This is a genomic window from Psychrobacillus sp. L3, assembly GCF_042945595.1.
Classification (GTDB): domain Bacteria; phylum Bacillota; class Bacilli; order Bacillales_A; family Planococcaceae; genus Psychrobacillus.
Genome location: NZ_CP168493.1, coordinates 3,325,764 through 3,350,318 on the forward strand (window position 1 = coordinate 3,325,764; position 24,555 = coordinate 3,350,318).

Below are 24,555 nucleotides of genomic sequence, written 5' to 3' on the forward strand. Positions count from 1 at the left end.
ATTACTTCACCCTCATTTCATCTGTTTTCCCACCTGAAACCTTTAGATAAAACACGATTAGTAAAAGTGTAACAGCCATCAATATAATTGATGCGGCAGAACCGAATGGCCAATCTCTTGCAGTTAGAAACTGATTTTTGATCAAATTACCGATAATCATTGTTTTCGCTCCACCCATTAAATCAGAAATGAAGAAAAGTCCCAATGTTGGAATGAAAACTAAAATGGAACTAGCAACAATTCCAGGTAAAGTTAGTGGCAGAGTTACGTTTAAAAATGCTTGCCAAGGTCTTGCACCCAGGTCCTTTGCAGCTTCTAAGTATGAATTATCTAGCTTTTCTATTGAAGCAAAGAGAGGTAAAACTGCAAAAGGAAATAAAGTATAAATAAACCCTAACAATGTTGCGCCACTATTGTACAAAAGCGTAAGTGGCTCGGCGATTATCCCTATTTTCAGCAAAATTGTATTAATAACACCTTCCGTTCTGAGTAGGATAATCCATGCGTAAGTTCTTATTAATGAATTTGTCCAAAAAGGAATAACAATGAGAAATAACAATAATGTTCGATGTTTGATCGGTGCTCGTGCAATTATATAAGCAAAAGGATAACCAAATAGTAAACAAACGGCAGTTGTTATAAGCGCTATCGATACAGAGGTATAGATAATATTTAAATATAGTGGTTCAAAAAAACGCACATAGTTTTCAAACGTAAACGTCCATTCAATTCCTCCGTACGTTCCTCTTTTCATGAAGCTAACGACTAAAATCAATAAGAGCGGAATGAATAGAAATAACAACAACCAAAAGGTTACGGGGGTTAGCGTCCATATTGGTCCAAAATTAATTTGCTTTTTCATACGTTTATTCTTAGTAAGTTTCTTTTTTTTACTATTTACTTTTTCGGAGGCTACCTCTGATATCATTTCTCTATTCAAGCTATCTCCTCGCTTTCAATTAAGATTTATACTAGAATGAATGAACAAATTATTTGATGGATCTAATTGATCACTATGTATTTAATTTTCTATATACTCTTTCTATAAACATCACTGTTAAAGAAGCCGTTAAATTTTAGATTATTACAATTTATTATTTTAAAAAGCGGTCTTTAAATTGTTTATAAACCTTTATCACTCCAACCCCCGTAGCATTTTGACTATGAAATGGAATTGGTCTCAATTTTTCTATTCTTAACGGGTTATCTGATTCACTTTCATCGCTAATGTTTTCTGCGATGAGCTTCCCCAACAACGAAGACATTGCAGCGCCATGGCCACCATAACCAAATGCATAATGCGTCCCGTCTTCCATTTTTCCGATATATGGCAACATATCCTTCGTAAAAGCAACTTTACCACTCCACTGATACTCAATACGCGCCTCTTCTAATTGTGGAAATACATTAACCATACCTTTTCGTAAATTATCATATAAACTGTTTTGATCGCGCTTACTTGAGGATCTGCCTGAACCTCCGAAAGCCAAACGATTATCTGCTGTTCTACGGAAATAATATAAAAGTTCTTTTGAATCAAATACTGCACGATCATTTTTTATTAAATCTTTTATTAATTCCTCTGGTAATGGCTCAGTAGATATCATAATACTTTCAATCGGAACAACTGATTTTTTTATTGTTTCGTTTAGATCTCCAGAATAAGCATTTGTTACAATCACTACATGATCAGCGAAAACTCTTCCATGTTTCGTATTTGCGATTTTTTTTCCGTTTCCATTCTTTACTATGCTAAATGCTTCTGAGTGTTCATAAATCTGTGCACCAAACTTTTCTGCTGCTTCAGCAAGACCTAGTACGTAATTTAAAGGATGGAAGTGAGCACTTTTTGCATCGACACGTCCACCATGATAAATTGTCGTATTCATTTCATCTTGCAAATCCGCCTTTTCTATTACCTTGATTTCATGATAATCTAATTCGCTTGCCATAAATTCTTGATCTCTTTTCATTGCCTCTAAATGCGATGGTTTATATGCTGCGAAAAAATCTCCATTTCTTTTAAAATCACAAGAAATACTATTCTTTTCGATAATATTTTCGATTAAATCAATCGAGCTAAGAGACATTTCCCACATCTGTTTAGCTGCTTTTAACCCTTTCTTTTTCGCCCAATACTCCATAGAACCAAGATAACCAGTTAGTACCTGACCTCCATTTCTGCCGCTTGCACCTCCGCCTACTTTACCTTTTTCCAAGATAATTGTATTGAATCCCTTTTCCTGTAAGTGATAAGAAGTAGAGAGTCCTGAATAACCGCCTCCGATTATAACAACATCACAATGTTGATCTCCTTGTAAGATTTCATATTTCGGTCGTTGATTTGCCGTTGCTTCCCACATAGATAAAAGATCCATTTTGGTACTCCCCATTTCATTTTAAAATTCTCTTGTAAATGTTCATCTTTTATTTTTAAATTTCAATATTATGGCTTTCTATATAAATTGAAAATAAGATTTTCTTTTTGCTTTAACGGGTAAAGGATAGTAAAAACCTGAAGGAGTTGGTTCATCATGACATCCGAAGAATGAATCAATGAAGTTCAATCTGCTATGCATGATGCGAAGGACCGCCGACACTTCGAACGTTATCTAGTCATTCATCTCTATTTACAAGTGTACACACAAAACAGTATCGCTATGATTACAGGTCGAACAACCAAAACCATCTACAACTATATATCTGCTTACAATAAAAACGGAATTTCTGGATTAACACTTGGACATTCGCCTGGAAAGCCATCAAAGTTGATAGATGAACAATAAAAATAGTTGGTTGATAGTGTTGAGTATCATGTTCCAGCAGATTTCGGCTTTCCAGCACGTTATAATTGGACACGTGCATTAATTGCTGAATATATTCAGAGAGAATGGGACAAAACGTATACATTTCGCGGCGTATCAGGCTTACTTCATAAACTTGGATTCAGCCACACACGACCGACGTATAGTCTTGCTAAAGCTGACCCGGAAAAACAAGAAGTATTTATGGAAGAAACTTTTCCAGCTCTAAAAAAAATAATCAAAGAAGAAATCGACCGGATTTTCTTTGAAGATGAATCCATGACCCATGATTATCAAGCCATTGGTAGCGCTTGGTTTTTGAAAGAAAAACAGCGAATTATTCCTACTTATGGTCGGCATAAGGGTGTAAAACTTCTTGGTATACTCTACTACGAAACCGGAGAAGTATTTTGTGTAGAAGAAGAATCCTATGATGCTGCTGTTTTTCTTGACTTTCTGATGAAAGTACTGGAAAAGTCTCCATCAGGTAAAATAGTCATGGTTTTGGATAATGCAAGAATCTATCATGCCAAGCTAATCCAGCCATTTCTTAAGAACAACTGGGAAAGGCTAGATCTTGTTTACCTTCCATCATATAATCCGCAGTTACATTTGATAGATGGACTATGGAAGTAGCTCAAGAAGTCTGTCATAAACAATGGCTTTTTCCCGGATGCCAAACTGATTCAAAAACACGTAAACGAATTTATAGATCTTATCTATAAAAAACCTCAAGGCATCGTCAATCGTGTATGTGTTAAAATGTAAAACAAAAGTTCAATATATATACCTTAGCCGTCCCTGCCTGATCAGAATATATTTGTGAAACCCAAGCTTCTCCACTAATTAGCATTGCAGTGGGTTCTGAACTATAAGCAAGTACATTGTTATCTAGTTCTCTTAAACTATCTTTTGCCTCGCTTAAGTCATCATCTGTGAATTTGTGAATATCATGTCCTTATTTTTGAACTGTGACATATCCTTTAAATTCTGGATTCCATAAACCTGCATAAATAGTCAATGTACCAACTTTTTCTTTGTTGTAAGCTAATCCAAAGCTACCGTATAAATAAGGAACGGAATGTTTATTACCTGAATCATATTCACGTTCATTAAATATCTTTTCAATGCTTTAAAAGTTGGGTATATTATCCATATCTAATTCAAGTTTTTGATTTTCTGCGATCATGTTTTCTAAAAAATAGCCTGTTGGGATATTTAAATGATAAAAGATGTTTAGGACCATATTATATTTTTCGGTGATCGAAACATCTAAAATTTGTTTAACCCTGCTGACGGCAAACCTCGAACATTCAGAGGAAGACACAATTCGCATTTATGGAAAGCGTTGGACAATTGATTTTTTTTCAAAGTCGCTAATTCTCATTTGGGAATAGCGAAAGAATTTCAATGCCTTAGTTACGATACTTTGACTGCCTATACCACGATTGTGTTCCTGCATTATATGATGCTGAGCGTGAGTTTCCGAGTGGGAGAAGACAATCGAACGATCGTAAATAATTTCTATGTGTGTTGCGATGAAGTAGAAGATATTTGTTTCGCCGAAGCTCTCTATATTTTTGGAAATACTAGAATTGACGTTGGCAGAATAGGTAATTTTAGAAGATAATCAGATTCAATCATTTTAAAATAGCTTTTTCAATAAATCCCAAAGTTAATTAGGAAACCAATGCTTTTATCTGATGCAACCTGATAATTGCACACGCGTAAACGCTTCTATGTCATTGGGTGAGGATTATTTTTCATGTCCGAAAATTGTGTTATATAATCTACTCTACTCACATCTTCTTCGGTTCTTAGATTGCTAAGAAGTTAGCAAAACCGAGTCTTCCGGATGCCAACTCATTTGGAGTAACCCTCCTTCTTCCACAATAACCCGATTTCTTTCTGTCTGATTCACAATGACTTCTTGACCTGTTTGTAACATTAAAACAAGCTTTGTTATTGACCCTGTATAAATTTTTTCTTTAAATGTACATTTTAATAGTGATAAATTTTCGGTTATCTTAGTGTTTAAATCCATTTTCTCCGGTCTAACTGCTATATACACTTTTCCATCCAGATCGTCACCATCTACACGGAGAGCTTTAATTTCATCCCCAGCACAGTCGACATATATATACTTTGTATCCTTTCTTGTAACAGTCCCCTCGAAAATATTTGTTTCACCAATGAAGTCCGCAATGAATCGTGTTCTCGGTCTTTCATAAATTTCAGTTGGTGATCCAATTTGCTCAATGAGTCCTTCATTCATAACAATGATTCGATCAGACATCGTCAAGGCTTCCTCTTGGTCATGTGTGACATATATAAATGTAATACCTAACTTCTTTTGTAAATGTTTTAACTCTACTTGCATTTGCTTTCGTAATCTAAGATCCAGTGCGCCTAGCGGTTCATCTAGCAATAATACTTTAGGGTTATTTACTAATGCCCTTGCAATGGCTACCCGTTGCCTTTGCCCACCACTTAATTCATTGGGTTTTCGATTAATAAATTCTTCAAGTTGAACAAGTTTAAGAATGTTTACTACTCGTTCCTTTACTTCATCTTTTTTCACCTTTTTCATACGTAATCCGAAGGCAATATTATCGAATATATTCAGATGTGGGAATAATGCATAGCTTTGAAAAACAGTATTAACATCACGCTTATATGGTTCTACACCGTTTACCAACTGGCCGTCAATCCATACTTCACCCTCAGTCGGTTGTTCAAATCCAGCAATCATTCTTAATGTCGTCGTTTTCCCACAACCTGAAGGCCCAAGTAATGTAAGAAATTCTCCTGACTTAACGACCAAATTAATATCCTCGGCGGCGACGAAATCTTTAAATTTTTTCCCAACATTTTCAAGTTTCACCATTGAAGTAGTCAAATACTTTGCCTCCCATAATTTCTGTTTACTATCCGTAATTTGTAGCCTTTTTATATAAATGGAAATTCCCGGAATTTTAATAACTTGTTTTTTCTTATTAAAAATACTATAAGCGAGTATGCATTTGTAACGATAACAATCTGATCGGTTTATATGCTGGTATCAAATGGCCATTTTGATGCAAATCGTAAAAAATCTTATTTTCATGTAAAATAGTACGAGAGCGCTTTCAATTATATCGTTAATACTAAACCAAAATTTTACTCGCTGTGGAATAAACAAATCCATCATCGAAAGTTCCTACAAGTAATAATCAAAATATTTTAATTTTTCCAATTATTCTACATTATAACTTTACTTATCTATAATGTAAAATATATATGTTGTATGTCTACCATACATTTTGTGAATACAATTGAAAGAGAGCACTCGAATGAATCTGCATCGTTTACGTTGTAATAATGGAATTGCAGCCTTTCCATCATTGAGATTTCCAGAAGAGAAGAGGGATTGAATGATGTATTGGCTTTTCGTCCCAACTGCAAGATGGCACTTGAATCCGAACCAAAAGACGCTTTTCCCTTCGCTCCTCTGTCCCCATCTAGAGTGGCCACTGAAAAAGTCTAATCTCTATAAATTTGCGTTCGATATTTCGATTGAATCGAGATATCGAACGCTTTATATTTTATACAATAGATATCAATATATGTAGGTGGTATTCAAATGATTTCAAACCAAGAAACACTCAATCTCAGTCCATTCATGGAGATATACGATATTGTAGTACCAAAAGATAATATGCTTCGGCAAATTAATGAATTAGTGGATTTTTCATTCATTCTCGAAGAACTAAAAACAAAATATTGTCTAGATAATGGTCTCAATGCTATCTCACCCATTCGTATGTTCAAATATTTATTACTAAAGTCGATACATGACCAGATGTGGATCTAGTGGACCGCTCTAAATACGATATGTCCTTTAAATACTTTCTGGACATGGCACCAGAAGATGAAGTAATCGATCCAAGTTAATTAACGAAATTCCGTAGACTCCGTCTTCAAGGTGTGAGTTTATTAGACATGCTCAAAGGGAAAACGGTTGAGATTGCACTTGAAAAAGGAATTATTAAAAGTAAAACCATTATTGTCGATGCTACACATACAAAAGCACGTTTTAATCAGAAATCCCCGAAAGAGTATCTACAAGAGAAATCAAAAAATGTTCGAAAAGCAGTCTATCAAATCAATGATTCGTTGAAAGAAAAGTTCCCTTCGAAAACTACTTCTAACGAAGTGAAAGATGAATTAAATTATTGTAGTCAAGTCATTTTTGTAGTGGAAACCGAACCACAAATTGCAGCGATTCCTGCCGTGAAAGAAAAATTAAATGCGCTAAAAGAAGTAGTGGAAGATTATACGGAACAGCTTAGTTATTCAGCTGATCCAGATGCACGTATTGGTCATAAAACAGAGGATTCTTCTTTCTTTGGCTTCAAAACCTAAAGTTAGCACTTCACTTCCACCTTACATACAAACCCAGTCATATCAAGGGTTTGATGGCTTTATTACATCATGCCGCCCGTATGGTGAAAGTGTGTAATATCTTTAACAGTATATGCAAAAAGTGCTGTATCTCTAGGTTTGTAGAATTCTGAGATGTAACATCTTTAACGGTATTTTACTGTTTTTCATTTGATTGCGTTTGCAAATTGTTAGCATCTATTCACTACGTTTCTAAAATATACAACTAATCTGGCGCTCACTTCTGTTTAGCAAATCACTGAAACTATTAACATGAACTTCAAAATTCACTTTTTAATTAATCAACATGTTGACTATTGTTTTAAAATGAACTATTATTACAAAAGTCAACATGTTGATTAATCCTAATTTTAGGGGGAAAAAAGTATGGAAGATAAAGATACCCAGCTGGCAAACATTGCGATGGACATTATCCGTGTAGCCAACATATTGGAAAGACTAGGTGGAAAGTATGCGCATGAAGCAGATTTAAACAGTGTACAGCAATACATGATTTTGGCGTTGTTAGACTCTAAACCTAATTTATCTATGGGGGATCTCCATCAAAATACATTGGTGACAAAACAAGCAATAACAGGAGTCGTTGATCGGCTAAAAAAAGGAGGTTATTTGGAAATATACAAGGATTCAAAAGATCGTAGAATTACCCGCGTTATTTTGACAGAGAAAGGAAAGGTTGCATTACAGACTACACGCCCAAAGAGAATTTCTGGGAATCGGGATGCCTTTTCCATTTTGAGCGAGGAAGAAATTCCCCAACTATCAGGGATTTTTTCTAAGCTAATTTTACATTTAAAACATATAGAAAACATTGGTACAGGAGAAGATATTATACATGACTAGTCAATTAAAGCGATTAAATTTTTCAATTTGTTTTATGCTAATATTTGCTACTATGAATTCGACAATGATGAATATTGCATTACCAAAATTTGCAGAAGAGTTTATTTTAACACCTACTGAAGTGAGCTGGGTTACTTCCATATTTAGTTTGATGTTTGGTATCGGAGCCGTTATTTTCGGGAAATTGGCTGACATCTATCCGATTCGCCGTTTACTTGTAATTGGTATTATCATTTTCATGATCGGTTCATTGATCGGTTTTTTCAGCTCTAACTTCGGATTGGTTATCCTCGCACGAATTATCCAAGGTTTTGGTGCAGCAGCGCTCCCGGCATTAAGTATGGTAATGGGACCTCGATTTTATCCACCAGCATTTCGTGGTAAAGTACTCGCAATGGTCTTTTCAATGGTTGCACTTGGGGCTGCAGCTGGTCCTATTTTGGGCGGTTTTTTAACAGATTGGTTTGGTTTGGAAGCATTATTCGCAATTAATTTCTTAACTCTATTAGGATTGCCTATTTTCCTTAAGTATGCGCCTAAAGAAGAAACAAAAACTGGGACTTTCAATATTCTCGGTGCGATTATTTTTACGCTTGCGATTACTTCAATTTTAATGGGCATCAACGTTTCTAGTTGGCTACTTCTTGCAGCAGCTGTTCTGTTATTTATTTTCTACTTGCAAAGTAAGCGAACTGCAGATCCATTTATTGAGATTAAAATTTTTAAAAACCGCTCGTTCAGCTTAGTACTTTTAATGAGTTTTTTAAATACGATAACCTATATGGGAACGCTATTCATTCTCCCGCTAATGCTTTCAAAAGCGAACGGTTTATCAGCCAATTGGATCGGGCTCGTTTTATTCCCGGGTGCTCTTCTCACGGCAATATTGGGACCACAAGTTGGCCGTTTAATTCAAATAAGAGGTAGTCGCTTCATCAATCAATGGGCTTTTGTTTTGATGGCTGTTGCTTGTTTGGGACTTTCTACAATAGTTGGATTTTCTCCAATTTGGATTTCTCTAATGGCCATTTTCATATTTTTAGGTTTTACAGCAAATCAAACAGCATTTTCCAATTATATATCGCAAATTTTACCGCCCAATCAAATTGGAATTGGGCTGGGCTTGTTCACATTAATGACATTCTTGGCTTCCGCTATAGGTATTTCATTGTACGGCCGTTTCCTTGGTTTAAAAAGCGGACATTGGAATATTTTGAACAGCTCTTCCTATAACTCTTATAGCAACGCATTACTTCTGGCAGCTATTGTTATTTTGTTAGGGATGATTGTCCTTACTTTGGAAAAGACAGTGAAGAAGCGAGAAGCGTTGTAACATCCTTAAACGATGGGTGATACGTTAACTTTTTAAAGTGTACACTTTGTAAAGGACATTTTAAAAAACGTAGGCTACTTGAAGAAGATGGTGTCTGTATTTTACAGGCGTCATCTTTTTTAGGTTCCATTGACTACGCTAATGATTGTAATAGGTCATATAACTCTTTACTACTCGTTTAACTCTCTCTCACTTGGACACCCTCTTCGTGTACCTCGAAACCCAAGTATACCCACTTTTCGGTGCGCTGTAGGCCGCCGTTTTCTCGCGGTGCTGACACACTATCATTAACTTGTTGGGTTTAACAAATATTGAAATAAATCTCCCGGCACACTCATATAAGTATGCTGACTGAGGCTGGAGTAGATTTAGCGACCATCATGAAAATAGTTGGACACAATGATGCAGATACCACTATGAAAATTTATACGCACATAACTGATAAATGAAAAAGGATGCTTCCGATAAGTGAAGAATCACTTCGGAAACATCCTCTATTTAGATAAATTGAAAGCAAAAGTGACATCTGTGTGATATTTTGTAAGAAAGATATAAAAAGAAGTCCCACAAACGTTTATATAACAACGTTTGCGGGAACTTCATTACATCATGCCGCCCGTAAGGTGAAAGTGTGTAATATCTTTAACGATATGTTCCAAAAGTGCGGTATATCAAGGTTTTTGAAATTAAAAAGGTGTAACATCTTTAACGAGAATTTACCGTTTTTCACTTGATTGCGTTAGCATGTTGTTAGCGCGCTTTTTATTTGATTTACTTATCTGTATTCATATAACCTGTTTGCTTATAACAACTTAATTTCATAGTTAATTACACTCTCTACATATGTTGTGTACTATTCACAGACAAATTAATAATAATGGTGACTATACTACTTAATCTGTGGGGAGGTAAATACTGAAAAGTCCCTTATTTATTTCAACTCTAAAAGGACTTCTTAACACTTTCACCATTTTAGCCCAACCCACTAGCAAATGAGTTGATTATGTTCCAATCAATAACTTCAACCCTTGTTCCCTCCGTATCAAATTTTTTTTAAAAAATGCTGTGCGTCATTCCACTAACTATCTGAATTAATACCTTTAAAATGGGTGTCCCTTTTCTCTTCTATTGATTTTTTCCAAATTCCCTTTTTGGTTCACGTTTTGACCGTTTTTCACTCTTTACTCCCACATTCTGTTCACGTTTTTCTCAGTTTTTAATAAAGATTACCGAACCTATTCTTTTTCCAAACAGAGTAGTAATAATGCATTTTCGGGCTTTTTTCACACCTTTTACGAAGTCTTTATTGGAAAATTGGGGCGGAGAATCGGAAGTTTTTATTTTAATCGGTAATTTATTTTAGGTGGTTACAAAATTAACTTCAATTTCGTGACCGCTTCAACATGCCTTTAGTAGACAAAAATGATGTCGTGAGGACCTATTGGGGCCTTGTCGAAAGGGAATTTTCTTTAAAATGGATTATAATGATCCGCTTTTTTAGAGCCCTATCCTCCACTCTTTTAAGATTGGAACGGGCACCATTTCTGTTCGGCACCTTGTAGTGCTACTACAACTTTACCAATTAGTGAAAATTATGCGCAATAAAACTTTCAAACTTGTTGTGGTTTGAGAGCTTTATTCTGAACAATTATTCAATCGTCTTGATAAAGTCTTTACAGACCCCTTGAGAACATTACCACCCCGCTTGGAATTGTCTTGCGAATGAATCCAAGTGGAAGGTGTATTCGGAGTTTTGAAGAAAGATTACGGATTTCGAAGATTTTTAACAAGAGAGAAACAAAGTGTGAAGGTTGAGTTTATGCTTCTGTGTTTTGGCTATAAACTGAACAAGCTTCACAAAAGTATCCAAACTCAAAGTTTAGGTGTAACCCTCTATAAAAATTCAATCTCATAGATTCGCAAGCTAACCCATTTTTTTGTTATGCCCGGAAACTAAAAAAGCGGAAGCTGTCTCGATTTTCATTTGAGACAGCCCCTTTTTATGAATAGGATATGCGATTTCACATTCACCATCGGCATTAACAAGTAACTTTGATAGTTCCTGTATTTACAAACAAATGCCTGTTATGCTTTTGGAGGTGTTCCTTCAGCGTTTGATACAACTACATCGATTTGGACTAAAGCATCTTTAGATAAAGCTGATACGCCAACTGTTCTTCGTGCAGGAACACCGCTTGGGAAGAATGTTGTGTAAACTTCGTCTACAGCATCAATATCTGCGATATTTTTGAGGAAGATATTTACTTTAACCACATCTTCCATAACGTGGTCGATACTTTCTATAATTGCCTTGATATTTTTTAAGCACTGTTCAGTTTGCTCTTTTACACCACCAGCTACCAATTCACCAGTTTTTGAGTCCAAAGGTAATTGAGCTGAAAGGTGGTTGTAATGAGAAAACGCAACAGTTTGTGTAGATAGATAACTCTTTGGTGCATTTTCAGTGTTGTTTGCCCAGATAACGATTCCATGTCTGTCTTCAACAGCTTGTGGAGGTGTACCATCTCCGTGTGACACCACTGCTTCAATTTGTACCAAAGCATCCATAGGTAAAGCTGAAGCAGCAACTACTGTCCGTGCAGGGACATAGGCTACGGCCCTGGCGATAGCCGAGTCTGGGAAAAATGTTGTATAAACTTCGTTTACTTCTTCAATATCCGAGAGGTTTTTAACAAAGATATTAATTTTAACAATATCATCAAAAGGAACCTCGATACTTTCTAAAATTGCCTTGATATTTTTTAAGCACTGTCCAGCCTGCTCCTTTACACCTCCAGCTACCAATCTACCCGTTTTCGGATCGATAGGTAATTGAGCTGAAAGATTATTGTAATGAGAGAAAGACACAGTTTGTGTAGATAGAGGACTTGTTGGTGCATTTGCCGTGTTATTAGTAAGCTTTATAAGGTCACCTGCTTGTGGTGCGTTTGGAATTGTACCTTCACCGTGAGTAACAAGTGCTTCAATTTGCACCAAAGCATCTATAGGTAAAGCTGCAACTGCGACTGTCGTCCGTGTAGGAACATAGGTTGGGAAGAATGTTTTATAAACTTCATCTACAGCGTCAATATCTTTGATATTCTTAACGAATACAGTGATTCTAACAACATCGCTCATAACATGATCGATGCTTTCTACAATTGCCTTGATATTTTTAAAACACTGTTCAGCCTGTTCTTTTATACCACCAGCTACCAATTTACCAGTCTTGGGTTCGATAGGTAATTGAGCTGAAAGATTATTGTAATGAGAGAAAGCTACAGTTTGAGAATATAGACCGTTACCGTTTGGAGCATTTTCCGTATTTTTTGCTACTACTGCGTTATAACCGCTCATGATAGTAATCCCCTTTTAGATAAATTTTTTTATAGATATATTTATTAACTCATGTTTCGCACATGAAAAACCGGTCTAAACCATGGTCCATGATTGCAAAGAAGAAAAACGGATTCACCGTGAGAATCGTGTTCGTATAAAACCGTAACAATCGAAGTGAATGGCTGGCTGTCCTCAGTACCGATATGACCCTTTGCGATGCTGAAGTCATTCGAATACATTGCATCTGCTAAAGCATTGATTTTTTCTTCAAATCGGCCATGTCACTGCTTCGCCTTGCAAAAGAGTTCCATTGAAACAATTACGATGCGCTCGTTGCGCACAACTCCATAAGAGTATCAAATTCCACATACTAAATAATATTACCACGCAAATTACTTTAATCCAATATCTTTCCTGAATGACAAACCTATCAAAACTGATTTTTTATAATATTAAGTCATATCTCACACTAATATGCAAAACCAGTATATCCAATTTTTTTGTAAATACAGTAGGAAACAGAATAGTACGTCTACTAAAGATAGCTGATTTAAATAAAGAACTCACTCCACATTCTCTACGTCATAATACATCACTGTTAGCAGAAGCTGGAGTAGGACTAGAAGAGATTATGGATCGTCTTGATCATACTGACGATGATACAACACGTAACGTTTATCTCCATGTAACTAAAGAAATGAAAAAAGAGGCTTCTCAAAAGTTTGGTCAACTAATGGGATGCCTCAAATAATCCTTATAATGTTAGCATGGAGCTGATGTAACTATTCAAACCCCTAAGAAAGGGTTTAAAGCAGTTATTACATCATGCCGCCCGTAAGGTGAAAGTGTGTAATATCTTTCACAATGTGTTCCAAAAGTGCGATATATCAAGGTTTTTGAGAATCTCAGGTGTAACATCTTTAACGAGAACTTACCGTTTTTCACGAGATTGCGTTAGCAAAATGTTAGCATGTTCTTAGCAACATATTTAGTATCATCTACACACACCACATGCAGCGAGTGTACGTGGCAACACAGGGATGTTGATGGGTTTAATTATATAAGCTCGGTTCCTATTTTAGCGGAATCGAGCCTATTTTTCTTATTCTTCTTTTTCAGCAATCAAAGGTGAATAGTAAACAATCAGTCTTCTAATAATTATGATATCTCTACTATTTCAAGCTTTTACATAATTAACAGGAATAAATAAAAGATTAAAATAGAGCACCTGTAATCTATTAATCTATCGTTTGCTATAAAAGGGAAATTAGCAACTGTAGCGTTTCACCCAAAAATATCTTCATTAGTCCAACAATTGATCTAGTAACATTCTCAAGAACAATCGTTGGTGTAATTGAAGGAGATACAGTTCCTCAAATTTATATTCCAAAATTAATAAACTTCTATAAAAAAGGAAAATTCCCACTTGATAAACTTGTTAAATTCTATAAATTCGAAGAGATTAACAAAGCATTTGAAGATTCTAAAAACGGAACTACAATTAAGCCAATCATTGTGTTAGATGAGTCTTATACATTTTAACTTAATATAATTTATTTTGTCCCTGTTTTGTTTTGTCCCTGTGACTCTACTTATATATCATGAATCTTAATCACCCTAAAATCAAACGTTATCTGAAGTATCTCACTTGGACCAATTAACATAAAAGCAGCCTCATTAAGCATTGTACCATTTTGAACTTTTTTTCTAAACTGTTGAAATCCATCGTTAGTTGAAGGTATTAAAATGTCAGCTATATAATCTCCAATTTGAACTATTGCGTCTAGTCCATCTAACTTTTTAAAGATGTTCACTTTAATATCTTCATCTTTAACTATGTATTCCTTATAATCTTCATAGTCATGATTCAAGTGAAGTACCTTTTGAGACAGAATTTCCTCTTTAATTGTTACGTATCCACTCATATCATCACTTATCTTAAATAAAGATGGCATCACAGCTTTTTCAATTAACTTCTTCTCATCATCTTGCGAACTAATTTTCAATAAATCATAAATGAAAGGAGAAACAAATAATCCAATTCCCGTTTGAGCTATTATATTTGATAGCTTTATCTGTATTTCACCATTAATGTCCACTTCTATTCCATCAAAACTTTTCTTTATCAGTATTTTATTATTATATGAATATCCGATATCAATAATCAGTATATGCTCATCAATATTTAATCGTTGAAAATTATCAAAGTGTATTAATCTAGCAACCCATCTACTTATATATAACTTTTGTTCTTCTTTTTTGGCTCTATAATAACACATTGCTATTTCAAACAAAATTGTAGTATTCGTATATTCTTTGCTCAAATCAAAGTACTTTTCAAAACAATTAATTGCATCCTCAAAAGCGCCTTTATATCTTAGATACTTCCCTTTTTCTAAATACGCTTCAACAAACTTACTATTGCAACGTAATGATTTATCATAATACTCTATACATTCCGGCGATAATGAATGCAGATTTCCTAATTCATAATAAACAAACTCATTCTTCATTCCCTCCTTAATACAATTATTCAAAGCTTGTTTTGCATATTCAATATCCCCATTAGCTTTATGGCACTTAAATAATTTGTAGTTTACTTTCGCATCATCCCCCTGATGCTTTATTATTTCAAAGACTTTGATAGCTCTTTTGATATCATTGTTCCGAAGATATGCTTCACCTAAAATATAACCTTCATGCACATTCTTAAATTCCAGGTTATCGAATTGAGCAATAATTTCAGTATATTTTCCATTCATAAGTAAAAGCCAAATATAAACATCCTCCATATTACAATAACCTTTAATTTCTTCTATATGATTAATGGCCTCAACATACAACCCCATTTCAATCTCATGTTTTAATATTTGTAGTTTATCAAAAATTAATGGCGCTGAAAGCATCTGATTTTCTATATAGTCAATAATATATCTTTTTTCCTCTTCTAATTCTTCACCATTATTACAAGAACTTATTTTACTTTGCCTACATTTATCAATTAATGATGATACATCTCTTTTATTTAGACTCCCACCATTTTCTCGCAAGTCTAGAACAATAGCTGAGATAAGTAACTCCAATACTCTATCAACATCAACAAATATCCTTTTTTTATCCGCCCAATCATATATGGCGTTTTTAGCCAGATTAATACTATTCAATTTTTCTATTATGTAAAACTTCACATTTTTCATTTTATCAAAAGGTATTTTTTTCTTAATACATTCTTGTTGAAACTCTTCACTTATTTTTTCTTTTTCAGCACTATTCGAAGTCATTGCTTTTTCATATCGAACAAATTTACTCCATAGATTCCTAAATTCATCATCAAACCCTGAACCAACGAAAACGCTTTTTCTATTTTTATTAACTTGATGATCTTTTAATAGGTTTCTAGCAAATCCAGTATTTATTTGATTTATTTTAACTTGTACATAGATTTCTTTTCTTTCTTTAAACCTTATCGTGAAATCATCGTTTGTTTCAAAACTTATTTCTTCAAAGTCGATATCCTCTAAATATTTAAATAAAAAAATTATACTCGCGCAGTCTTGCTGAGAAATTCCTGCGCTGTTAATAGGCCCCCCCATTAGTTTCTTACTAAAATAATTCATAATTAACCTCCTCGTATTTTTTATTTCTATTCATAATAAATATTTTCCATTAACCTTATATATTCCCAATATTTAAAATCCAAGATAAGCTTTTTCTTAGGTTAAGGAACATGCATTATTATGTGCCTACATTGAATTCAGGACTTAATTTTACACAGATACTTCAAAATTCAATATCATTTTATGTAAACCCACACATTACTCCTGTCTTTTCTTTCCGTAACTTCATTGTCCTCTATAATGATTCAAGTAAATCACATAAATCCGCTGCTATTTTGCATGTGATTTTTGGGAAACACCTTATTTCATCATCTGTATATTTACCCATGTTTCTTGTCCCCCTCCTTAATTGAAAATTAAAAGTCTACACAGTCCTTTTAAAATATATTCTATAAAAAAGAACGAATTCCTCTATTCGGAATCCGTTCGTAAATCATTATGCTGTTCAGTAATAATAAACTCCTACTGCTCCATCCCGCTCAAACCCGCATCCCTTCGCCCACCAAATTCTACCATTCAAAGTGAAATCCTGCACAATTCGCTCATTTTTCTCGATTTTCTTTTCTTTTCTACCTCCTTTTTCTCTTTTTTTTTTCAAAATAAAAAGGATGGGAACTTGGTTCCCATCCTTCATCTCTGTTAACTGGCTCTGAATTGGTTTCATGCCATTTGCACATCTTTATTTTCATTTCGTCATGAATTTTATTCTTTCTGACACGACTTTATTCTTTCTCTACATATACTAACTCCAGCACCGCCACAGCTTCACAATGCGCGGAGTGTATGTGGCAACACAAAAGATGTTGGTGGGTTTAAGTAACTGGCTTGGTTCCTGTTTATGGAGTCAGGTCTTTTTCTTATTCACCTTGGTTTTCAAGCCCAATAGTTCTATTATAAAATTGATTAGGGAATTTAGCCCTGATACCAAATAATTAGAAACTTATAAATTATCTTATGGGTGGTTGAAATTTCAAAAAGTATTTATTAATCTTCAGATTTTTTCTTGATTTCATTCGAAATATATTTAAAGCCAGATTGGGAGCTATAGCCACTAAAGTTCCCTCCAGTAAGCCAATCTTCACTCTTAACCTTGCTCATACTAATAAAATCTATAAAAAGAATTACTGCATTCTTAATATTCCCTTGCGATTTCTCCATACATTCATTAAATAATAGATGTATTGAATAAGTACCTGTTCCTTTTTGTAAATTATAATCCTTATTAAACATTGGTGAGTATTTCTCGAAACAGTCGGGCCATTTATCCTTAATACAATCCCAAATATTATTCATTATTGACGATATACTTTTTGCAATTTCCTTAACTTTATCTTCATTTATTCCTTCGAAATCAATTCCATCATAATCAATTTTTTTCTCTATAATAGGCGATAATGACCTACAAAATGCATTTATACTTATAATGGTACCTTTTACTTCTGGACCAGTTTTTATTGCTTCAAACCAAACACTTAACTTTTCTTCATTGTTAAGATATAAAGCTACTTTTGTAGCAATAGCTTCTACTAAATCTTTTTTTGATTTATAATATCCTGCATGGTTACGTAATTTTTCTCTTAATCTAATTGCTAAATCAGTACTTACTTTTTTACCTTTACTATTGATATCAATAAATGTATTTACTTCGTATATTTCTTGATCAGGTTCAATTGACATTAATGTTACAGGTAGCTCTACTTTCTTTAATTCATTGTACCTCTCAATATCTGTTTGCTCTAAATATTTTAATGCCTCAATCCTATGTTGACCATCAACTAATCGCATCTGATTATTTATAATAAGCTTATTATCAGCAAAGGCTATATCTTCTTTATTGATTGCAGCTAATATTGTTGGAGGTAAAATAGGTGCTTTTTCATCTTTAAAGTACTTTGTAATTTTTTTATAATGTGTTGGACTTACAGGTCTTTGATATCCTTCTCCACTATCAGATTCAAATATCTTCACATAAGTATTCTCTACTAACTCTTCTATCGTTAGTGTTATAAGGTACATTTTTAAACCAAACTGATCAAATTCTATTGCTTGCTTCTTCATAAGATGCCTCCTCTATTTTTTCGCCTTGTAATATTTTTAGAATTACATTAGTCGGGAGATTTTCACCTTTTATAAATTTTTCTAACTTCTCTTTTTCAATTATATTAGGTTGCCACCTAATTTTATTGTTCATATAGTTATCAACGATTGGTTTTAAATACTCTCTGGAAATTTTACCATCTATAGTTAAAATTATTTTACTCGATAAAAAACATATTATATTTTCTAAAACATCCTGATTTCTTTCATCAGGTGTAAGCTCTTCAATCGACTCTTGATAATCCTGGATAAACTCACTAATAATACTTAAAATATTATCTTTCTTGTTAATAAAGTCTATCTTTCTATAATTATTTAATGAATTTATTATAGATGAAACTATAGCACTATTTAAGTAATCTGATGCATCCTCATCTATAGTAATGTCTTCTATATAACTACCTCTAAATATTTCCAACATTATATTTGCAATAGATTTAATTTTTTCTGTGTAATCATTTTCAGACTGTATATCTAAATAGCTATATGTAACATATAAAAGTCGCCAATATATATCGTTATCTTTCATTAATCTATCTAACACTTTAGCTAATTCTTTAATCCCATCAGCTTGCCCTCTTATTTTCCCCTCTATTAATATATTGTCCAACTGTAATTGTTCTTCAGTTAGCTTGAATTGTGCTGCTCGAACTAAATAAAGGTTTGCTTTTTCGAAAATTTGGCTATTTTCCTTTGCGCTATAGAATAACAGGCTTACTAAAGAATCATATAATTCTCTTAAATCTATTTTACAATTTAAACATTCTTCAATTTTCTCTTGAATATTCTTATGTAATATTTTTGCAATCATCTCTTTCACTTCTTTGATTTCTTTGCTTTTATCATTGGCGTGGAGATGGTTTTGTATTACCTTTAATTGATTATCAACATTTTTCAACAAATGATATGTCGAGTCCATTATTTCACTATAAAAATTCGAATCAACTAAATAATTGTAATTTTTATATATTAGCATATGTTCTAATTCTCCCCAAAACATATGAATTAATGATTTCACTTGAATTTCAACATTAAAATTTTTACCATTTCTTGACCAAATACAAGAATATTTATAAATTGGATTTTGATTTTTTTGAATATCTGGTTTATCTTTTAATTCTATGTATAAATTACTTTCTTTCCCATTTTCTATGCATTTATATCCCTTGAAACTAGAACTATCCTCTTTAAATAGTTTATTTAAATCATTTACAACAAGTTCTTCATCATCGTTTAAAAAACATACAATTCTTATACCAATAAGGTCTGGTAATCTAGAAATAAAATGTTGATGATTGCCTTTGTATTTTTCATAATAATTTTTTCTAATTATTTTTTCACTTAAGCTTTCCGAGCTTTTAACACGATCCTGTAGAATAATTTTATTCGTAGATAATTTTGATATTACATTAACTTTTAAAAATTCATTTAAATACTGTCTTTCATTTTCTAAATCATTCTTCATGCCTTCTAGCATCTCAACACTATTTTCTATAAATCCATTTAGTTCTTTTAACATTTTATCCCTCCTACCCTAATTATATACCTAATTACACTTATTGTTAGTAATTTAATTATTTCTAACTAAAAAGAGCTATATATGGAGCAATAGCCATGATAGCCTAGGTTGGCTTCTTGGCACAATAAATCATGCCCAGGGAATGTTCTATATTAAGCAACTGTGCGCTATCCTAACCACCTTAAAAAAGTGTCCAAAAGTGTTATCATTCCCATGCTTACATATAAATTTTTCCACGAAAAGGATTGTTTATGATTACCGACTATTCCATGACCTTCCAAATAATTCTTTACCGTCTATTGATAATTCCAATACTTTAGTTTCTTCTAATATTTTTTGGCTCTTTAGACTATAAGCTGACATTTTATCGAAGGAAATAAATATTTGCTTCCCAAAATTTTTGTATATTGAAAGTATTTTTTCAATTGCTTCATCTGATATTTGTTTTAGCACTACAGAATCATGTATTAAAATTGGTAACTGAGTTAGTTCCATAATACTTAAATCGTATACCACCATACTTTTATATGAAGTGCCGGTACCTGTATCATCTATAGTTTCAAAAGTATATTGATTCTTATCAAAAGTAATAATGGGTGGCTTTTTACTTCCTGAGTATATGTAATCATTGATTTCCAACAATTTAGTATTAATTGTATTTTGCAACAGATGTAATTGTTCGAGCTTAATATTATCTCTCCGCTTTTTTGCATCCTCTTTTGAAGTCATCAGAGTATTTAACATATCAAAAGAATTATTTTCATACTCTAATATTTCAATTCTTTTTTGTAAATTAGAGTATTTTATTAGTATTGCTTTCGATAAATTAGGGACTTTAGTAATCTCTTTAATTTGTTTTTCTAATTCATCTATTTCAGTTTGTGCAATAGCAATTAATTTACTTAACTTTGTTTTCTCTTGCTTTAACTCACTCCTTAATACATTTCTAATTCCTGTATGAAATTCTTCAATTTCTGATAACTTTCTTATAGCAACACTAGGGAAAAATGTTAGTAAGTTGTCAAAACTTTCTTGTTTGAGAATTCCTGTTTCATGAATGTTTCTATTAATGATGCCTAACTGTGAGTTAAGTTTACTATGATGTCTTTTGGCAATAGACAAGCTATTTTTTAGTTTTAACAATGCCTCTGTTTTGATAGAATCCAAATCTAAGAGATTGCCATCTAAATCTTTGGAAATCTTCTCTCTCTCACTATTAAGAATGGCTAACTCTTTGAAATTGGCATCGTATTTTCTTTTTGCAATAGATGATATAAAGTTATATTTTTGAGCATTTTTAAATGATTTTAATTCAGAATCTTTTTCTTTAAAATTGATGTCTAAATCAGAAATAACGTTGTATAAATCAAACAGCTTTAATAACGCATTAATTGGCTCTCCGGCCTTTTCATTGCTTACTATATTTAGCGGTCGTTTCTCATCTAAATTTTCTTTCCCGTATATCCTAGAGAAGCGACCAACTATATTTCGAAAGCTAATATCATTAAGAGAAATTTGATACATACCCTTCAAAAAGTGGCAATAACTATCAAGTGAAATATTAGATAGTATATTATAGTTCTCGTCACATTTATTTACACTTTCAAGATCATCGGTATACCTTGAAAAATAATATTTTTTTTTATTAAAAATAAAACAAAACTTTATTTCATGATTTCCTAGATTTCTTTGGATATCAGAAGAATTCATAACATAGTCTTTACCTCCAAATACAAAATCAACAATCATTAAGAAAGTGGATTTACCTATAGAATTACTTCCACTATTATCACCTAGTACCGTATTTAGTCCTTCATGAAATTCTATCCTTTTTTGATTAAATTTCTCACATATAATTTCAAACAACATAGCTAACTCTCCTTAATTTAAAATCGTAATCAATTTTTCCGAGGATATATAAACACTCTAATGATTCTATAAATTCTGTGATGTTATCGAATTTACTACTTACATTTAAATACAGTTGATAAATAGTTATATATTCTTTTTCAACTAATTCATTTAGAATAATTGGGAATTTACTTATAGTGCTTTCTTTATAAGAAAATAATTTATTTGGTAATTTCACGGAACACCTCACAATTCTGCACAAAATAAGACACTACTACCTCACACGCTTCAAAAGATGAATTATCTAGCTGTGAGTGCATCCAATTAACCATAGAGTTAAATATATCACCCTTATTCGATAATTCTTTCTCGCATTTTAGAAAGCTTGTCTTTATTTGGGATGCGATAATATTAAAATTAATTTGCCCGGATTCTTCTAAATTACGGAATGTCTCTTTAATAAAATTAAAATAAGTACAAACATATGATTCAATTTTATTTATTAAAATCATGTAAGAATCATCAATTTTATCTGAAATTTTTAACGCACTGTATTCTAATTTCATTTTCTCTAATGTTCTCATATTAACGTAGGACAGAGCATTTATTACTAAAATAATCTCTTCTTCTAAATCTTGGTGAGATGCAACTACTCGTGCATTAGCTAAGTTCAACAATTTCTTTTTAATCTTTACTAAATTTAAATATTCATCTTTTGTTTTGCCGTCATCATAAATACCATGGCAATCTTTACATAAAGCAATTTTATTTTTGAAATCCTCACAATTGATACCTAAACGTTCTAAACCAACCAGTTCTTTTATTTCATTAGGTAGGGGACTATTGGGATAGATGTGAGCAATCTGGTAAAGTTTACTTTTGCTATTTCCTTTGGCTGCTAATAAATTTTTGCCACACAAAGGGCAAAGTCCCCCTACTTCTAATAAATATGCATGATCCATGTTTTTAGTTATAGAAATTCGATCAACCAAATATGGATCTACTTTTTTAGCTTCTCCCAAATTTGCTCCTCCTCTATAAATATTGATATATCAATAGCTCCTTAAATTTATTACTGCCATTCAAACAATGTATGAAGACTAAATCCTGATTCTAGTATACTATTTTTAATAAAATGCCTTATAAATAGGATAATATTTCATTTATTCATGGTATCTGGTTTCACCCTGTAATCCTTCATGATGCATTTGATGACAGATTCAATTTAAAAACTAGATATTTCTCCAAAATTTACACTCCCCATAATTTTAAGTACATAATTCACAAATCTATTACAATAAATTCTATACTAATAATTCATTAAAATCACTTATTTTCAAATCTTCTTATTTAGGAACTTTTTGCTCTTATTTAATAACACAAGAGACCTCGATAGACTTCACTAAGTCGGACAGATTAAATAAGGGCTTGTATACTTAAACTATAGATATAGATTTACACACTGCACTGCGCGTAAAAAATGCTGATAATTAACTACAATTCAAAAAATTGTGCTGAGAATTCCAATGAGAATCGGATTTTTCAGCACAGCCATTTTCATTAATTAATCCAACTAATTCCAACCACGCGACAGCTTCACAAATGTGTCAGTATATATGGCAGCAAACGAGTGCTGGTGGGTTAAAGTCTTTTTTAATTTCAAACATTCATTTATTTGTACAACTCTAAACTTAGTGAAAGTTACCAGGTTCTAAAACATTTTAGAACCTGATGCCATTTTTAAAGAACTTTTTTCCTTTTAGCAGCTCCAAACACGCGACCGCTTCACAATGTGCGGAGTATATGTAGCAACACATGGGTGCTGGTAGGTTTATGTAATTGGGACTGTCCCACAAGGGATATTTGAGCCTGAAATCTGCAAAATAAAAATGCCGAAACGTTAATTTCACAGCGTTTTGGCATTTTTTTATTCAAGCAATTTCGTTGTATATGGGACTTATTTGAAAGCTCCTTTTTTGATTTTTAGTTTGTTTCTAACAAATGTATAGATATTTAAAATAACGCCTATAAAAAAAATAATAATTGCATGGGTAGCAAGGAATAACACCATAAATCCACCTGCAAAAGCAATTCCTGTTCCGTCATCATTTGGGTCATTTGCAATCAATTTAAGCATTAAAGACACAAAGCTAAAAACTATAACTGGAACTAAAAGCGCCATGCCAATCGCAGAAACCCATAATGGGATCTTCTTTGTTTGGTATAAATAAATTGCTAACCAATCACAAATTATAATGGTAAGTATTAAGACAAACCAAACGATAGTATCTCCGTTCATTTCAAATACTCCCTTTTTATTATAGGTTATTTTTATTTGTAAATATTGTAAATACGAAGAAACTGTTTTTAAAATTTTATATTTTTGGCTCTTTGGTACATTTGCTTATCCAGGAAGAAAATATGAAATAACTTTAATCCAGCATTATTATTAATTCCTCCCTCTATAAAATATTCACTAAATTACAAGTTTCCCCTCGAATTCTCCTATTCGAATATAAAAATCCTCTATAAAACCACTTCATACTTAAACAAGACAACTTGAAGATACAAAAATAATTTAAACTTTTTTAATTTATCTATTCGAATGGCTTAAATCACCTGTTACAATGTTTCAAATTTAGAAAGGACAATTAAGCAAAATGCAAAACAGTGTTAAAGAGAAAAGAAATTAAGAAAAAGATACACAAC

Annotated in this window: 17 protein-coding genes and 6 pseudogenes; 8 read left to right on the plus strand and 15 right to left on the minus strand. The window is 32.8% G+C overall.

All coding sequences use genetic code 11. The features are described 5' to 3' along the window. Nucleotide 1 precedes the first annotated feature (1 nt). The gene (locus tag ACEPXD_RS16575; RefSeq protein WP_391123318.1) at nt 2-862 is read right to left on the minus strand and encodes an ABC transporter permease; all 861 of its coding nucleotides are present in this window, start codon (nt 860-862) and stop codon (nt 2-4) included. Between the two features lie 232 nt (nt 863-1,094). Beyond that, a complete protein-coding gene (locus ACEPXD_RS16580) occupies nt 1,095-2,378 on the minus strand; it encodes an NAD(P)/FAD-dependent oxidoreductase (protein WP_391117717.1) in 1,284 nt (427 codons plus the stop codon). A gap of 195 nt (nt 2,379-2,573) precedes the next feature. Here ACEPXD_RS16580 and ACEPXD_RS16585 point away from each other — a divergent pair. After that, nucleotides 2,574-3,572 (plus strand): annotated as a pseudogene (locus ACEPXD_RS16585) (IS630 family transposase). A gap of 190 nt (nt 3,573-3,762) precedes the next feature. Here ACEPXD_RS16585 and ACEPXD_RS16590 read toward each other — a convergent pair. The 3 genes and pseudogenes from ACEPXD_RS16590 to ACEPXD_RS16600 form a co-directional block, all read right to left on the minus strand. Beyond that, nucleotides 3,763-3,933 carry an ABC transporter substrate-binding protein gene (locus tag ACEPXD_RS16590; protein ID WP_391123321.1) on the minus strand — a complete coding sequence of 57 codons (171 nt, stop codon included), beginning with the start codon at nt 3,931-3,933 and terminating at the stop codon, nt 3,763-3,765. Nucleotides 3,934-4,629: 696 nt separating this feature from the next. Beyond that, nucleotides 4,630-5,703, minus strand: a complete 1,074-nt coding sequence (locus ACEPXD_RS16595) for an ABC transporter ATP-binding protein (RefSeq protein WP_391117719.1) — start codon at nt 5,701-5,703, stop codon at nt 4,630-4,632. Between the two features lie 453 nt (nt 5,704-6,156). Then, nucleotides 6,157-6,297, minus strand: a pseudogene (locus tag ACEPXD_RS16600) (transposase); the annotation flags it as partial. Between the two features lie 129 nt (nt 6,298-6,426). Here ACEPXD_RS16600 and ACEPXD_RS16605 point away from each other — a divergent pair. The 3 genes and pseudogenes from ACEPXD_RS16605 to ACEPXD_RS16615 all read left to right on the plus strand — a co-directional run. Continuing rightward, nucleotides 6,427-7,205 (plus strand): annotated as a pseudogene (locus ACEPXD_RS16605) (transposase); the annotation flags it as partial. A 408-nt stretch (nt 7,206-7,613) separates the two neighbouring features. Next, entirely contained in the window at nt 7,614-8,090 is a 477-nt protein-coding gene (locus ACEPXD_RS16610) for a MarR family winged helix-turn-helix transcriptional regulator (protein WP_391117720.1), read from the plus strand. Further along, the gene (locus ACEPXD_RS16615) at nt 8,083-9,423 is read left to right on the plus strand and encodes an MFS transporter (protein ID WP_391117722.1); all 1,341 of its coding nucleotides are present in this window, start codon (nt 8,083-8,085) and stop codon (nt 9,421-9,423) included. Before ACEPXD_RS16610 ends, ACEPXD_RS16615 begins: the two co-directional genes overlap by 8 nt. Before the next feature lie 60 nt (nt 9,424-9,483). Here the strand turns inward: ACEPXD_RS16615 and ACEPXD_RS16620 are convergent. Beyond that, a pseudogene (locus tag ACEPXD_RS16620) lies at nt 9,484-9,594 on the minus strand (IS3 family transposase); the annotation flags it as partial. Nucleotides 9,595-9,803: 209 nt separating this feature from the next. Here ACEPXD_RS16620 and ACEPXD_RS16625 point away from each other — a divergent pair. Beyond that, nucleotides 9,804-9,872 (plus strand): hypothetical protein, encoded by a 69-nt coding sequence (locus tag ACEPXD_RS16625; RefSeq protein ID WP_391123324.1) that lies wholly within the window; start codon nt 9,804-9,806, stop codon nt 9,870-9,872. 1,283 nt (nt 9,873-11,155) lie between these two features. Then, on the plus strand, nt 11,156-11,338 hold the full coding sequence (locus ACEPXD_RS16630; RefSeq protein ID WP_391117724.1) for a transposase: 183 nt from the start codon (nt 11,156-11,158) through the stop codon (nt 11,336-11,338). A 170-nt stretch (nt 11,339-11,508) separates the two neighbouring features. Here ACEPXD_RS16630 and ACEPXD_RS16635 read toward each other — a convergent pair whose 3' ends face one another. Further along, entirely contained in the window at nt 11,509-12,780 is a 1,272-nt protein-coding gene (locus ACEPXD_RS16635; protein WP_391117726.1) for a RidA family protein, read from the minus strand. Nucleotides 12,781-13,261: 481 nt separating this feature from the next. Between ACEPXD_RS16635 and ACEPXD_RS16640 the strand changes: the two are divergent. Then, nucleotides 13,262-13,513: pseudogene (locus ACEPXD_RS16640) on the plus strand (tyrosine-type recombinase/integrase); the annotation flags it as partial. A 504-nt stretch (nt 13,514-14,017) separates the two neighbouring features. Beyond that, a pseudogene (locus ACEPXD_RS16645) lies at nt 14,018-14,304 on the plus strand (NAD(P)-dependent alcohol dehydrogenase); the annotation flags it as partial. A 50-nt stretch (nt 14,305-14,354) separates the two neighbouring features. Here ACEPXD_RS16645 and ACEPXD_RS16650 read toward each other — a convergent pair. The 8 genes from ACEPXD_RS16650 to ACEPXD_RS16685 all read right to left on the minus strand — a co-directional run bounded on the left by ACEPXD_RS16650 (nt 14,355) and on the right by ACEPXD_RS16685 (nt 24,145). Next, complete coding sequence (locus tag ACEPXD_RS16650) at nt 14,355-16,379, minus strand: tetratricopeptide repeat protein (RefSeq protein WP_391117728.1); 2,025 nt, start codon at nt 16,377-16,379, stop codon at nt 14,355-14,357. A 445-nt stretch (nt 16,380-16,824) separates the two neighbouring features. Continuing rightward, nucleotides 16,825-17,043, minus strand: a complete 219-nt coding sequence (locus tag ACEPXD_RS16655; protein ID WP_391117730.1) for a hypothetical protein — start codon at nt 17,041-17,043, stop codon at nt 16,825-16,827. Between the two features lie 320 nt (nt 17,044-17,363). Continuing rightward, a complete protein-coding gene (locus ACEPXD_RS16660; RefSeq protein WP_391117732.1) occupies nt 17,364-18,437 on the minus strand; it encodes a DGQHR domain-containing protein in 1,074 nt (357 codons plus the stop codon). Next, nucleotides 18,412-19,995: a hypothetical protein gene (locus ACEPXD_RS16665; protein WP_391117734.1), complete on the minus strand. Its 1,584-nt coding sequence runs from the start codon at nt 19,993-19,995 to the stop codon at nt 18,412-18,414. The genes ACEPXD_RS16660 and ACEPXD_RS16665 overlap by 26 nt, the downstream gene beginning before the upstream one ends. A 255-nt stretch (nt 19,996-20,250) precedes the next feature. Continuing rightward, entirely contained in the window at nt 20,251-21,864 is a 1,614-nt protein-coding gene (locus ACEPXD_RS16670) for a DUF2326 domain-containing protein (RefSeq protein WP_391117736.1), read from the minus strand. Then, nucleotides 21,854-22,096 (minus strand): ABC-three component system middle component 7, encoded by a 243-nt coding sequence (locus ACEPXD_RS16675; protein WP_391117737.1) that lies wholly within the window; start codon nt 22,094-22,096, stop codon nt 21,854-21,856. The genes ACEPXD_RS16670 and ACEPXD_RS16675 overlap by 11 nt, the downstream gene beginning before the upstream one ends. Further along, nucleotides 22,068-22,868: an ABC-three component system protein gene (locus tag ACEPXD_RS16680; protein WP_391117739.1), complete on the minus strand. Its 801-nt coding sequence runs from the start codon at nt 22,866-22,868 to the stop codon at nt 22,068-22,070. Before ACEPXD_RS16680 ends, ACEPXD_RS16675 begins: the two co-directional genes overlap by 29 nt. 935 nt (nt 22,869-23,803) lie before the next feature. Further along, a complete protein-coding gene (locus ACEPXD_RS16685) occupies nt 23,804-24,145 on the minus strand; it encodes a hypothetical protein (protein ID WP_391117741.1) in 342 nt (113 codons plus the stop codon). Nucleotides 24,146-24,555: the final 410 nt, after the last annotated feature.

Bases quoted from the DNA above. Each gene is read 5' to 3' on its own strand.
- ACEPXD_RS16575 (WP_391123318.1), bottom strand. From the start codon at position 862: ATGAAAAAGCAAATTAATTTTGGACCAATATGGACGCTAACCCCCGTA.
- ACEPXD_RS16580 (WP_391117717.1), bottom strand. From the start codon at position 2,378: ATGGATCTTTTATCTATGTGGGAAGCAACGGCAAATCAACGACCGAAA.
- ACEPXD_RS16610 (WP_391117720.1), top strand. From the start codon at position 7,614: ATGGAAGATAAAGATACCCAGCTGGCAAACATTGCGATGGACATTATC.
- ACEPXD_RS16615 (WP_391117722.1), top strand. From the start codon at position 8,083: ATGACTAGTCAATTAAAGCGATTAAATTTTTCAATTTGTTTTATGCTA.
- ACEPXD_RS16635 (WP_391117726.1), bottom strand. From the start codon at position 12,780: ATGAGCGGTTATAACGCAGTAGTAGCAAAAAATACGGAAAATGCTCCA.
- ACEPXD_RS16650 (WP_391117728.1), bottom strand. From the start codon at position 16,379: ATGAATTATTTTAGTAAGAAACTAATGGGGGGGCCTATTAACAGCGCA.
- ACEPXD_RS16655 (WP_391117730.1), bottom strand. From the start codon at position 17,043: ATGAAACCAATTCAGAGCCAGTTAACAGAGATGAAGGATGGGAACCAA.
- ACEPXD_RS16660 (WP_391117732.1), bottom strand. From the start codon at position 18,437: ATGAAGAAGCAAGCAATAGAATTTGATCAGTTTGGTTTAAAAATGTAC.
- ACEPXD_RS16665 (WP_391117734.1), bottom strand. From the start codon at position 19,995: ATGTTAAAAGAACTAAATGGATTTATAGAAAATAGTGTTGAGATGCTA.
- ACEPXD_RS16670 (WP_391117736.1), bottom strand. From the start codon at position 21,864: ATGTTGTTTGAAATTATATGTGAGAAATTTAATCAAAAAAGGATAGAA.
- ACEPXD_RS16685 (WP_391117741.1), bottom strand. From the start codon at position 24,145: ATGAACGGAGATACTATCGTTTGGTTTGTCTTAATACTTACCATTATA.